The organism is Streptomyces sp. NPDC087300 (assembly GCF_044744425.1).
In the GTDB taxonomy this organism is placed as follows: Bacteria; Actinomycetota; Actinomycetes; order Streptomycetales; family Streptomycetaceae; genus Streptomyces.
Genome location: NZ_JBIUYI010000010.1, coordinates 309,137 through 321,522, shown reverse-complemented (window position 1 = coordinate 321,522; position 12,386 = coordinate 309,137). Strand labels below are relative to the sequence as shown.

Annotated in this window: 13 protein-coding genes and 1 pseudogene; 6 read left to right on the top strand and 8 right to left on the bottom strand. The window is 68.7% G+C overall.

Annotated features, from left to right (window positions below):
- Both ACIO9J_RS35860 and ACIO9J_RS35855 read right to left on the bottom strand, forming a co-directional pair.
- Positions 1-161, bottom strand: a 161-nt coding sequence (locus tag ACIO9J_RS35860) for a transposase (RefSeq protein ID WP_402008787.1), incomplete at its 3' end; no start/stop codon positions are given.
- Between the two features lie 228 nt (positions 162-389).
- Positions 390-839: an ankyrin repeat domain-containing protein gene (locus ACIO9J_RS35855; protein ID WP_402008759.1), complete on the bottom strand. Its 450-nt coding sequence runs from the start codon at positions 837-839 to the stop codon at positions 390-392.
- Positions 840-1,270: 431 nt separating this feature from the next.
- On the opposite strand from ACIO9J_RS35855, the gene ACIO9J_RS35850 reads away from it, so the two are divergent.
- From ACIO9J_RS35850 to ACIO9J_RS35835, 4 genes are all read left to right on the top strand, one after another.
- Positions 1,271-1,567 carry a hypothetical protein gene (locus ACIO9J_RS35850; RefSeq protein WP_402008758.1) on the top strand — a complete coding sequence of 99 codons (297 nt, stop codon included), beginning with the start codon at positions 1,271-1,273 and terminating at the stop codon, positions 1,565-1,567.
- A 145-nt stretch (positions 1,568-1,712) separates the two neighbouring features.
- Positions 1,713-2,000 (top strand): lactococcin 972 family bacteriocin, encoded by a 288-nt coding sequence (locus ACIO9J_RS35845; RefSeq protein WP_402008756.1) that lies wholly within the window; start codon positions 1,713-1,715, stop codon positions 1,998-2,000.
- A 171-nt stretch (positions 2,001-2,171) separates the two neighbouring features.
- Entirely contained in the window at positions 2,172-4,253 is a 2,082-nt protein-coding gene (locus ACIO9J_RS35840; protein ID WP_402008754.1) for a hypothetical protein, read from the top strand.
- Positions 4,254-4,290: 37 nt separating this feature from the next.
- Positions 4,291-4,941, top strand: a complete 651-nt coding sequence (locus ACIO9J_RS35835) for an ABC transporter ATP-binding protein (RefSeq protein WP_402008752.1) — start codon at positions 4,291-4,293, stop codon at positions 4,939-4,941.
- A gap of 18 nt (positions 4,942-4,959) precedes the next feature.
- Here ACIO9J_RS35835 and ACIO9J_RS35830 read toward each other — a convergent pair.
- From ACIO9J_RS35830 to fes, 5 genes and pseudogenes are all read right to left on the bottom strand, one after another.
- Positions 4,960-5,150 (bottom strand): annotated as a pseudogene (locus ACIO9J_RS35830) (ABC transporter permease); the annotation flags it as partial.
- Positions 5,135-5,608, bottom strand: coding sequence for a transposase (locus ACIO9J_RS35825; RefSeq protein ID WP_402008784.1), 474 nt, complete (start codon positions 5,606-5,608; stop codon positions 5,135-5,137). The gene ACIO9J_RS35825 and the pseudogene ACIO9J_RS35830, both read right to left, overlap by 16 nt.
- A 338-nt stretch (positions 5,609-5,946) precedes the next feature.
- Complete coding sequence (locus ACIO9J_RS35820) at positions 5,947-6,339, bottom strand: cell division protein SepF (RefSeq protein WP_402008750.1); 393 nt, start codon at positions 6,337-6,339, stop codon at positions 5,947-5,949.
- A gap of 126 nt (positions 6,340-6,465) precedes the next feature.
- Entirely contained in the window at positions 6,466-7,437 is a 972-nt protein-coding gene (locus ACIO9J_RS35815; protein WP_402008748.1) for an ABC transporter substrate-binding protein, read from the bottom strand.
- A gap of 91 nt (positions 7,438-7,528) precedes the next feature.
- The gene (gene fes / locus ACIO9J_RS35810) at positions 7,529-8,959 is read right to left on the bottom strand and encodes an enterochelin esterase (RefSeq protein ID WP_402008746.1); all 1,431 of its coding nucleotides are present in this window, start codon (positions 8,957-8,959) and stop codon (positions 7,529-7,531) included.
- A 64-nt stretch (positions 8,960-9,023) separates the two neighbouring features.
- On the opposite strand from fes, the gene ACIO9J_RS35805 reads away from it, so the two are divergent.
- Both ACIO9J_RS35805 and ACIO9J_RS35800 read left to right on the top strand, forming a co-directional pair.
- Positions 9,024-10,085 (top strand): FecCD family ABC transporter permease, encoded by a 1,062-nt coding sequence (locus tag ACIO9J_RS35805; protein WP_402008744.1) that lies wholly within the window; start codon positions 9,024-9,026, stop codon positions 10,083-10,085.
- Positions 10,082-11,116 (top strand): FecCD family ABC transporter permease, encoded by a 1,035-nt coding sequence (locus tag ACIO9J_RS35800; RefSeq protein ID WP_402008742.1) that lies wholly within the window; start codon positions 10,082-10,084, stop codon positions 11,114-11,116. Before ACIO9J_RS35805 ends, ACIO9J_RS35800 begins: the two co-directional genes overlap by 4 nt.
- 75 nt (positions 11,117-11,191) lie before the next feature.
- Here the strand turns inward: ACIO9J_RS35800 and tsaD are convergent, their stop codons facing one another.
- Positions 11,192-12,244, bottom strand: coding sequence for a tRNA (adenosine(37)-N6)-threonylcarbamoyltransferase complex transferase subunit TsaD (gene tsaD / locus ACIO9J_RS35795; RefSeq protein ID WP_402008740.1), 1,053 nt, complete (start codon positions 12,242-12,244; stop codon positions 11,192-11,194).
- Positions 12,245-12,386 lie beyond the last annotated feature (142 nt).

The following is a 12,386-nucleotide window of genomic DNA, read 5'->3' as shown; positions in this document are numbered from 1 at the left end:
GCCGCCATCGGCTGGATCGACTTACGCCGCCCATCCAGCATCAGACCCCGCAGATAACACTCGCCCCACCGCCGCTGATCCCGCCGCGGCAGCGATCCGAACACCTCGGCGACGAACTCCGCCAAATCACCCCGGAGCCGTTCCACTTCCCCGAGCCTCATACCCCGCAGCATGCTCCCGAGCAGGCAAGATCGGCACACCTAACGAAGCACTACTAGGGCCTGTCCTTCGGATCATCTCGCTGACCAGATGAAGATGTCGGCGAGGTGGCGTCCGGCCAGGTAGATCGTGGCGGCCTCGTGGTTCTTCTGAGTCGTCGGTATGCCTATCAGTGACGCGAAGAGGGCCTGAAATGCCCCCGTAGACGTTGCGGAAGACTCGTGATGCGACTAGGCGCCGCGGGCCGGGGAGATCTTGTAGCGCGAAGTTGCTCCTGCTGCGGAAAGAAGTTCGACGGTCTCAGGGTGGGGGCCTTGGCGGGCCCAGTCCAGGGGAGAGCAGCCGGTACCGCGTTCTTCGCGGCGGTTGGGATCGGCACCGTGCGCCAACAACACGCGGACCGTTTCGGTGTGTCCCCAGCATGCGGCTGCGCACAGTGGAGTTCCCTCCGAGCCGATTCCGGCGCTCTCAGTGTCAGGCGAGGCGCCCGCTTTAAGAAGCAGGCGGACGACTTCTGCCTCTCCGTTCACGGATGCTAGGTACAACGGAGTGGGTCCTTCGATGTCCGGGATATCTGGGCCAACTCCGGTGCGCAGGGCGGCTCTTACACGGGCAACGTCACCTGCCCTTGAGGCGTCCAAGAGTTGACGGGAGAGCTTCTTTCTTTTCCGCTGGTTCATGGACATTGAGGCTAACGGTCGCGTTGGCGACGCTGCAATCCCGAACCGTCGGCATGGCCGCACACCGGCTGCCTTGATTATGACAAGAGGGAACCGCGTCTTGCTTGCGCAAACCGTCAGCGCCGACGGCCAGTCAGCTCGCTCACCAGGAACGCAGTTGCCCTTGCGGGGGCTTTCCGGTGACTGTGATCACTCTTACTGAAGTGGAACAAATGCGTCCGATCACGTAAGTTCTGGCGTGCTCATCCGATCGGCCGACCACCGAGACGGGTGAATCTCAGGGGGGGGCAAGGTTCGACGGCCAGTTCCCTTTGGCATCCATAGCCAAAGGGAACTGGTGCCTTGCGGAAGTGACTTGACAAGTGCGGATGGCATCGCCCGACGACCGGCCCCCATGGTTTAGGAACAACGGCCCTCGGGAGGGTTTCCTCATGCGCAAGTCGCGCACTTTCAGTGCACTCATCACCACCGCTACCGCGGGTTTTATCTCGCTGGGTTTGGCCATCCCTGCTGACGCGGCGTCGTCCGGGTGGTCCGCACACGTGCAGTGCACCAAGAAGCGCATCTCGGATGACTCTGCACATGGGTTCGTACAGGGGCACGGTTGGGCTCTGACGAAGGACAACGCATGGAAGGCAGCCAAGAAGAACGCCTCCAGTCAGATGCCCAAGGGCTACCGCACGGTTCACTGCACGGAGAAGACCATCAAGAAGGGCAAGAAGCCCTGACCTCCCAGCCCACTAAGTCAACTCACTGGGCTATCCGGCCTGTTCAACGGAACGGCGCAGGCGCACGTTGGCGGACTGATTCGGGCCGTGCCATTCCACCCTTCCCGCTACCCAGTTGACACATCCAAGTGAAGGCGAGTAAGTAATGATCAAGAACAGTCTGAAGGCCGCTGCTGCAGCCGGTGTCATCGCCATCGCCGTCGCGGCCCCCGCCGTGGCCGCATCGACCGACGTGAGCGGCGGCCGGTGGAGCTACAACGTGGGCGGCAACTACGTGTACTCGAACTACTTCCACAAGAAGACGTACCACTCGTCCTCCGTCGAAGGGGCGTACTGGGCGTACAGCGGCTGCACCAAGGACGGCGTGTGGTCGAAGGCCTCGGCGAAGAAGGCGAAGCTCACCAGCAAGGCGTACTACAACCCGGCCTGCTGACGACGTCTCGGACTCGGTGCTGACACTGCAGCGACCGGCCTGGCTGCGGGGGACTTTTCCCCCGCAGCCAGGTGCTACCCCGGCCGATTCTTGACGAGCTGCGCATTCCCTGTGCGCCCCGAAATTAGGTAACCGATGCTCCATCGAGGTATCAAGTTCGCCCATGCTGCCGTGCTGGTGTTCTCCGCGATAGCGGCCTTTCTGTTCGTGCGAGGGCTGGACGAAGAGATGGCACTCGGCAACTCGGCCCAGATCTGGGTGCACTCCGATGACTCGGCGAGCGGCGTACGGGTCGCCCGCACCATCGCTTCATTTGCGAAGGACCATGAGGTCTCGGTGGCTCGGGAGGTCCCTGATGCGAGGAACCCGGACGGCCGCCGACACCTCTATCTGGCCCCGGGCGGCGACGCGCAGTCGGATCCGGCGTCATGGCTACACGACGGCTACCCCGGGTTCAGCAGACAGTACGACACGGACGTACATCCCATCGCCGACATCGGCCAGCGTGACCCACGCGGCTTCTACTACGTCTTTGGTCCCTCGGAATCAGCAGAAGCGCTGGTAGCCGAATTTACCGGCCTAGGCCTGCACGCAACTGTGCAACACCCGCTGTCGGCGAGCGAACTGGCACTCCGGTTCTCGGGCGACGACTTGTTCCGATCGATGTGGGTGGTGGCGCTCGCCATAGTGACACTGGTCGGCGCCAGCGTGCTGCTGGGTGCTAAATCCTACGGAGTGCTGCGCCTGCAGGGAAAATCCTTCCTGGCCCTCCTCACCCGTGATCTGCGGCAGTTGGCGACTTTCTGGCTCGCAGCCGTCGGCACCGTGACAGCCGCCGTGCTGCTTTTCCTCGGCTTCTACAACGGTCTGGCCTGGTTGGCGCTGTTCGCGTCTACTGCCGCCATCCTGGCCGGACTGCTCATCGTGCTGGCACTGGCTGCCCATGCAGTGGCGCTTGCCCTGACCTTCAAGCTCGAGGTGCTTCGCGCGCTCAAGGGAGAGCTGCCGACCCGTGCTGCAATCCTTGCCATCTACCTGGTGCGTATCCCCGCCCTTCTGCTCGCCGTCGGCATCGCCTTGGACGTCGCCCTAGCAGGCCAGAACGTACTGACACGTCAGGACAGTCAGGACACCTACGCCAAAGCAGGCGACGCCGTCACCATCCGCCTCAATGGCAGCTTGGGTGGCAAGGCGAAGCCGGCGATTGCCCATGTGGGCCAGTGGCTGCGCCAGGCCGACGGGGCGAACCAGATCATCGTCGCCGGGCGCCGGGATCTCCAGGGCCTCCCCAGTAAACAGCCCCTGCCGCAGGGCGAGATGCTCATTGTCAATGAGACGTTCCTCGCCGAACAGCCGGTCCTAGACCCGGCAGGACAGCGGTACTCCCCGGCGGCGCGGCCCGGTAAGGTCGCCGACGCCCACAAAGCATGGCTCATCGTTCCCGAGTCCCTCACTGGCCGCGCATCCGACATCAGAGCAGCGGTTCCCGACCTGTTCGGCCGAATGGCCCCGGACCTGAGGCGCCACCTCAAGGTAGAGACACTCAGCTCGAAGAACGGCCAGCGTGTCTTTGCCTATAACTCCGGATCCCAATCCCCCAACGCTGCCCACAGCCCGGACGATGACCGGTCCCTGGTGGACGATCCAGTCCTTGTCGTAGTTCCCAACGGTTCGAAGATACTCACCAATGACGCGTACACCGCATTCGCGTCCCAGGAAGGAATCATTTTCCCCGACCCCAATAATGCTCTGGCAGCCATAGCAGCCGACAAGAACGAGCTGCAGACCTATGTCACGGCCGTGCGCCCAGTGGGGCAGAGTGCCTCCCTTGAGCTGAGGGAAGCCGTCAATAGATTCCGTCTTTCGCTCTTCAACCTGATCGCTGCAGTGACCGCGCTCCTCATTACAGGTATCGGCGTCTGTTACATACACACACGCAAGCATGCCCAGGCCATTTTTGCACAGCACATCAGCGGCTGGAGGTTTGCTAGAATCCATCGCTTCATTCTCGCCACAGAGATGCTGCTCGCGGCCCTTCTGGCCTGGTGGGTTCCCGTCCAGGTGTGGCAGCAGAACCGGGATCTTGCGGAGTTCACCTCCCGTGGCGTCCCTCCCCCCTTCCCGCCTGTGCAGGTTACGGCAGCGGACATCTCCGTCATCGCTGGTCTGGCCGTCGTCGAAGTATGCATAGTGCTTTGCGCTCTTGGGATGTTCCACCGGCGCATCATCAAGGAAGGGACAGCCGACAATTGAGATCGCTTAGTCGTTACGCACAGAACAGAGTGCTGCCGTGATTGAAATACAGAATCTCTCGAAGAATTTCGGTTCCCGGACTCTGTGGTCCGGTATCGACACCACCGTCAACCGAGGCGAGATGGTTGCCTTGGTCGGGCCCAGTGGATCAGGAAAGTCCACACTCCTCAACTGTATAGGGCTTCTTGAAAAGCCAAGCGCTGGAGCTGTTCTATATGAGGGTAAAGACGTAACTAGGTTCACTCGGAATGGAGTACGCCGATTCCGCCGTGATGTTCTCGGCTACCTCTTCCAGAACTACGCTCTGATTGAGAACACGACTGTCGCCGCAAACCTGGAGATCGCCCTCAAGCCGCAGCGGTCCAGGAGGGGCGAGTTCGACACGACTGTCAGTGAAGCTCTTGAACGCGTTGGCCTGGCAGGCCGGGAGGGGGATCAGGTCCACCAACTCAGCGGCGGAGAACAGCAGCGAGTGGCACTCGCCCGGCTCATCGTCAAACGGCCGGCCCTCGTGCTCGCTGATGAACCAACTGGCGCCCTCGATCACGTGAACACAACAATGGTTATCGACGTCCTTCGTGAGATGCGCGCAGCCGGATGCGCTGTAGTCATCGCCACCCACAGCGGTCACGTTCGCGACCGGTGCGACACAGTCTTTGCCCTCAACGAGAAGTCTTCAGCAGCTTGATAGTCATGAGGAGCCGTCTCAGCTGACTATGTCCTGTTGTGTGAACCCCCGGAAGTCCTGAGCGAACAGCATCATGCCGCTCTACTCGTGACACGTCTGGATGGCGTCTGCCTACGCGAAATGCCAGTACGCGGGCGGAAGCCGCGCCAGCCACCGAGGACCATCACGGCGTCCAGGACCATCCCGACGATGGTCAGGCCGACTGCGCCGAACTCGCGGACAGTGTTGGCGGGCAGGTTGGAGTCCAGTAGCCGGTTGGTTCCGTCGCCTGCTCAGCCTGTTCGACCAGCAGGGTCCACAGCGGCAGCACTCCGTCCCCGACGTGATGGCCGCCACCGTGTTCCTGGGCGTGACGCAGGGACTGTTTGCCCGCCGGTCGGATCTTCAGGACCGTGAAGCGTGAGCGCATGGTTCCCTTACTGCCCTGGCGCCAGGAGGCCTCGCTGAACACGCCGTGTCCGGCGGTCAGTTCGGGCAGCGTCAGGGGGCGGGTGCGGTAGCGGGGCAGGGTCGGAGGGCCCAGTCCGCCATAGGTCGGCCAGTACGGCTGGGCACTGGCCGCATGGGCCACTTCCTTGGCCTCGACGGCCACCACATAGTCCAGCCCGCAGTCTTCGAAGGCGAGGCGAAAGCCCACCGAACGGCCATATGCGCAGCCGGCGGCCACCACCGGCTGTCAGGTCCCAGGCGGCCAGCTGGCCAGCAAGGCCAGCGAGAGCCGGGTCTTGGCCGCAAAGGCGACCTCGTGCGGGACGTCGGCGTGCGGCGCCGGACGGTATCGGCTGGATCGACGTACGGCGCCCGTCCGCCCCGCAGGCAACACTCGCCCCACCGGCGCTGATCGCGCCGCGGCAGTGAGCCAAACACCTCGCCAACGAACTCCGCCACATCAATGCGGAGTCGCTCCACTTCACCCGCCCTCATACCGACACCATGCCCCTGACCAGGCAAGATCAGTACACCTAACGAAGCACTACTAGGGCCTGCCGGTTGGATCAGGCCGGATCAGGGCTGCCCGACCGCCTCCACCAGGCCCTGGACCTCCGTGCCCGGCGGCGCGAGGAGGAAGACGTTCTTGTCGACCCGGTGCATGCCGCAGCCCAGGCCGAGGACCACGCCGCTGCTGAAGTCCAGGACGCGCTTGGCGACTTCGGTCTCCGCGCCCGTCAGGTCGAGCAGCACGGGGATCTGGGCCATCACCGTCTCGGCGACCTCACGGGCGTCCGCGAAGACGTTGACCCGCATCACCACGAAACGCCTGCGCGTCTCGGTCTCCGCGTCGGGCAGCGCGCGGTGTCCGGGCCAGGAAGGCCACTCGTTGCGGCTGCGCAGCGGTACGACCTGGGCGAGCCCTTCCCACTGTTCATCGGTGACGTCGTGGCGCTGACTACTACTCACTGACCCACCCCGTCCTGGCTCGCACTCGTTGTCTGCACCGGGCAATTCTTACGCCAAGTCACCCGTTCAGCCCAACAGCGACACGGACGGCGCCCTCGTCAGGAGTCTCGTGGCGGACGGTTCCGGTCACTTCGCGAGCGCGTCCCGCACGTCGTCGAGGACCGTGCGCGCCGCGCTGGGCCCGCCCGAACTGTTCCACGCCGAGCCGTCGACGACGACCACGTGCCCCTTCTTCTCGGCGCTCAGTTTCGTGAAGTTCGCCACCTTCTTCGCCTCGGCGTACGCCTTGTCGCCGGCCGTCCGGTCGCCGAGCGCGCCGAGGAAGAGCCAGTCGCCGTCGATGGTCGGGAGCTTCTCCAGGCTGACCGGCTCGCTGTGTCCCGCGCTCTCGCCCCGCTGGCCGGCGGGGCGCTTCAGGCCGAGCGCGGCGAGGGTCGAACCGACGTGCCCCCGGCCCTTGCCGACGACCGACGGCGCGCCGTTCTGCCAGCGGACGACGCTGGTCACGGCGTTCTCGTTCGCCCCGAGCCGCTTCTTGGCCGCGGCCACTTCGCCGTCGAAGTCGTCGAGCCAGCCCGCCGCGTCGGTCTTCTTGCCGAGGATGTCGGCGGTGGCGGTGAAGGACGTGCGCCAGTCCTCGTTGAGCTTGGCGGTCAGGACGGTCGGGGCGATGGCGGACAGCTTGTCCAGGACGCGCTTCGCGCCGACCGTCTCGTCGAGCAGGATCAGATCGGGCTCCAGGGCCGCGAGCTTCTCCAGGTCGGGCTCCGCGACGGTCGCGACGGTCTCCGCGCTGCCCGCCCGGTCGGCGAGATAACTGGACACGCCCTTCTGGCCGCGGCCCGCCGTGGTGCCGATCGGGTGCACGCCGAGGGCGAGCGCGGCGTCCAGGGTGGGTTCGCTGAGAGTGACGACCTTCTTCGGATGCCTCGGTACGTCCACGGACTTGCCGTTGGCGTCCGTCACGGTGCGGGTGTCCGCCGCATCGGCCTTGTCCGAGGCGTCGTCCTTGCCGCCGCCGCACCCCGTGAGGGTGAGGACGAGGGCTCCGGCGAGGGCGGCCGCGGTCGGTGTGAGGCGGCGGGCGGGGCGGGGCATGGCGGTGCGACTCCTTGGTGAGTGGGGGGAACGCGGCTGAGAGGGAAGGGAGTTGAGGGGGAAGCGGAGCCGGGTGGTTACGCGAAGGTGGTCACAGGAGCGCGGCCAGGCCGTCGGCGAGACAGCCGCGCCAACAGGCGTAGTCATGGCCTCCGTTGTAGGTGGAGAACGTCACCGGGTGACCTCGCGCTGCCAGTTGCTCGTACAGGGCACGGCTGTGGTCGACCATCGCGCCCTCGTGCAGACCGGCGTCGAGGTGGATCCTCAGGGGCGGGCGGGGCCGCTCGACGAAGCGTGAGACGAGCCAGGGCAGTTCGTCGGAACGCTTCAACTCCGGTACGCCATAAGGGAGTCCGGGTCTCCACCACAGCGAGGCGGACTGGGCGAGGACCGCGCCGAACCGGTCGGGCCGCAGCAGCCCCGCGTACAGCGCGGTGAGCCCGCCGAGGCTCTGGCCCGCGACGAGCGTGCGCGCCGGATCGGTGGTGAGGGGCCAGCGACCGGCGGCCCACGGGAGCAACTCGTCGGCGAGGAAGTGGACATAGGTGTCGCGCGCGGTGAGGTCGCGCCAGCGGGTGCCGAGGTCGACGGCGTCCGGGGCGAGCACGGCCAGGGGCGGTACGACGCCGTCCGCGATCAGGGCGTCCAGCGTGTCCTGGAAGGCGAGTTGGCCGAACCACACGTCGCCGTCGCACAGCACCACGGTGGGCATGTCGGGGTGCCGCCTGCCCGGTGGCAGGTACGCCCAGACGTCCCGTTCGGCGCCGAGCGCGCCCGCGGGCAGCCGGTGCCGCTCGACGCGGCCGCGCGGAACCGTGCCGCGATGTTCCGCCCACGGCTGCGCGGGCGCGTCGGGCAGCGCGAAGACGGAGCTGTCGGACTGGCCCCAACGGGAGGACAGGCGGGCCGGGTTGAGCGGATCGTGCGCGGCGTACGCGGAGAGGGAGCGGAGTCTGCGCTGGAGAAGTGCGGGGTCGGCGGGGAGTTCGCCGGGTGAGATGTCGGCGGCCATGCGGTACGAGGCACGGTGGTCGGCGCGCAGCCGGTAGGTGAGGTGCCAGACGTCCGTGCCGGGCAGCCGGTCGAGCAGGGCGTCGGAGAGTCGCTCGCGGTCCACCACGCGGTTGACGAGGAGCAGGACTTGGCGGGTGGCGCGGTGTCCCCGCCACAGGAACGTGACGGCGCGGTGGGCGGGTTCGCCGCAGGTACGGGGCGGGCCGTCGGTACGGGCCGGGCTGCCCAGGTCGGCGGTACGGTCCCGGTCGGCGACGCCCGCGGCATGGCCCCCGTCACCCGTACGATCGCCCTCGCCCTCGCCCTCGATATCCTCGACGAGCGGCGCGCCCCTACGCCCGACCTCCGTCCAGAACTCCTCCACCAGGACGGCCCGTTCGGATTCCGAGGCGCCGGAGAGCAGTCGGGCGAGGCGTTCGACGCGCGGGCTCGCCACGCGTGTGGCCCCTACGTCAGGCGGGGCCTCGACGACATCCGGCGCGGCCTCGGCGCCCGGTGCGGCACACATGACCACCGTCTCCTCCGATCCACGAGGTGACAACATCAACTTAGCTTAGCCTAAGCTAACCTACATGCTCGTCGACGATTCCTCCCCACCGGCCACCGCGAGCCAGGAAGCGGCCCGGACCCCCGCGTCGGCCGGCTCGCGCCGCGGGCTGACGGCAGGAGTGGTCATCGGCGTCGTCCTGCTGGCCGTCGCCACGGCCGCGAGCCTCGCCGTCGGCACCCAGCGGATCCCGCTCGGCCAGGTGTGGGACGCCCTGTTCCACCCGACGGGCAGCGCGTACGACGGGATCGTGCGCCAACTCCGGCTCCCCCGCACCCTGATCGGCATCGCCGCGGGCGCCGCGCTCGGCCTCGCCGGAGCGGTGATGCAGACGCTGACCCGCAATCCGCTCGCCGACCCCGGCCTGCTCGGCGTGAACGCGGGCGCGGCCACCGCCGTCGTCACCGCGATCGGCGTCCTCGGCATCGGCTCCTTCACCGGCTACCTCTGGTTCGCGCTCGGCGGCGCCGCGCTCGCCGCCGTCCTGGTCAACGCGCTCGGCGGCAGCCGCTCCGCGACGCCCGTCCGGCTCGCCCTCGCGGGGACCGCCGTCAACGCCGCCCTGTTCGGCTACGTGAACGGGCTCCAACTCGCCGACCCGGAAACCCTCGACACCATGCGGCACTGGTCGGTCGGCACCCTCGCGGGCCGCGACCCCGGCCTGCTCGTCGCCGTCCTGCCGCTGCTCGTCGCGGGCACCCTGCTGGCCCTCGCGCTGGCCCGGCCGCTCGGCGCGCTCGCCCTCGGCGACGACTCGGCGCGGGCGCTCGGCGCGCACACCGGCCGCACCCGGGTCCTGTCCGTCGTCGCCGTCACGCTGCTGTGCGGCGGCGCGACGGCCCTGTGCGGTCCGATCGGCTTCGTCGGCCTGATGGTCCCGCACGCCGTACGCGCGTTCGGCGGCAGCGAGCCGCGGCGGCTCTTCCCGCTGAGCGCGCTGTACGCCCCGGTCCTGATGCTCGGCTCCGACGTCGTCGGACGGATCCTCGTACCCCCGTCCGAGATCGAGGTGGGGATCGTCACCACGTTCCTGGGCGGCCTGCTCTTCATCCAGCTGGTGCGGCGGCGGAAGGCGGTCCGGCTGTGAGCCGACGGCACATCCGGGCGGGCGGGCTCTCGCTGCGCGTCGCGCCCCGCGCGCTGCTGACCGGTCTGGTCCTGCTGCTCGTCGCGGCGGCGGTGACTGTGTGCGCGATCGGTACGGGACGCTACGAGCTCGGCCCCGCCGAGGTGCTGCGCACGCTCGTCGGCGACGGGCCGCCCGGCGCGGAGTTCATCGTCCTCGACCTGCGGCTGCCGCGCGCGCTCGACGGCCTGCTCGTGGGCTGCGCGATGGGCATGGCGGGCGCGGTCTTCCAGTCCCTCTCGCGCAATCCGCTGGGCAGCCCGGACATCATCGGCTTCGGCAACGGCGCGTCCGCGGGGGCGCTCGTCGCGATCATCGTGCTCGACGCGGGCGCCCCGCAGACCGCGGCGGGCGCGATCCTCGGCGGCTTCGCGACCGCCGCCGCCGTCTGCGCGCTCGCGTGGAAACGGGGCGTGCACGGGCACCGCCTGGTCCTGGTGGGCATCGGCGCTTCGGCGGTCCTCGGCTCCCTCACGAGCTTCCTCTACGTACGCGCGGAGATCGGCAAGGCGGCGCAGGCCGCGGCCTGGATGATCGGGTCGCTCAACGGGCGCGGCTGGAGCGACGTGTGGATCGCGGCGGCGGGGCTCGCCGCGCTGGCGCCCGTCGTCCTCGCGTACGGGCGCAGACTCAGACTCCTGGAGATGGGCGACGACACGGCGGCGGCGCTCGGCGTGGCGCCCGAGCGCACGCGGCTCGTCCTGCTCGCCGCGGGCACGGGCCTGACCGCGATGGCGGTCGCGGCCGCGGGCCCCATCCCCTTCGTCGCCCTGGCCGCCCCCCAACTGGCCCGCCGCGTGACCCGCGCCCCCGGCCCGAACGCGCTGCCCGCGGCGCTGATGGGCGCGACCCTGGTGACCTGCGCGGACTGGACGACCCAACGCATCTCGGGCTCGACGATCCTGCCGGTGGGGGTGGTGACGGGGGTGGCGGGCGGCGCGTACCTGTCCTGGCTCCTGCTCCACGAGAGACGACGGGGCCGTGCCCCGTAAGGGGGGCGCCCCCTAAGGGGCGCGGGGAACCGCGCGCCCAGCCACGACGCGCCCGCGCAAGATGAACGCCCCCGCTCAACGCCCCCGCCCCACCGGCTGAAGCGCCGCGTACTCCAGCGGCGCCGACGGGTCGATGGACACGTCCAGCGGGGCCGGGTCCGCCCCCGCGCGCACCAGCAGGTCGCCGACCGCGGCGATCATCGCGCCGTTGTCCGTGCACAGCCGCAGCGGCGGCACCCGCAGCTCGATGCCCGCCGCCGCGCACCGCTCCCCCGCGAGCGCCCGCACGCGCGAGTTCGCCGCGACGCCGCCGACCACCACCAGCGTGCCCACGTCGTACGCGCGGCAGGCCGCGACCGCCTTGCGGGTCAGCACGTCGGCGACGGCCTCCTGGAGCGCCGCCGCCCCGTCGGCGACCGGCAGGGCGCGCCCCGCGTGGCCCTCCGCCCAGCGCGCGGCGGCCGTCTTCAGGCCGGAGAAGGAGAACGCGTACGGGTCGTCGCGCGGACCGGTGAGCGGGCGCGGGAACGCCACCGCCGCGGGGTCGCCGTCCCTGGCCGCCCGGTCGATCGCGGGACCGCCGGGGTAGGGCAGCCCGAAGACCCGTGCGACCTTGTCGAAGCACTCCCCCGCCGCGTCGTCCAGGGTGTCCCCGAGGTGGAGGATCGGGTCGCGCGCCAGGTCGCGTACGAGCAGGAGCGAGGTGTGGCCGCCGGAGACGATCAGGACCATGCAGGGGTCGGGCAGCGGGCCGTGCTCCAGGGTGTCGGCGGCGACGTGCCCGGCGAGGTGGTGCACGCCGTGCAGCGGCACGTCGAGGGCGTACGCGAGGCTCTTCGCGCCCGCGAGACCGACCTGGAGGGCGCCGGAGAGCCCGGGGCCCGTGGTCACCGCGACCGCGCCGATGTCGGACATCCGCAGGCCCGCCTCGTCCAGGGCGCGGCGGACCACGGGCGTGAGCGCGTGGACGTGGGCGCGGGCGGCGATCTCCGGGACGACGCCGCCGTACCGGGCGTGCTCGTCCATGCTCGACGCGACGGCATGGCCCAGGAGCCGCCCGTCGCGGACGAGTCCCGCGCCCGTCTCGTCGCAGGACGACTCGATGCCGAGCACCACCACAGAGCCCATCGCGGATTGGCCTTTCTGCCCAGGGGTCCGCGCGGAACGGCCCGCGCGGCTTATTGCAAGTAATGTGCAATAAGGGTACGCCGCCTGGTCACCAGTAGAGTGCGGCTGCGCAGCCCCCTCCCGAACAGCGATTCCGAGGTAC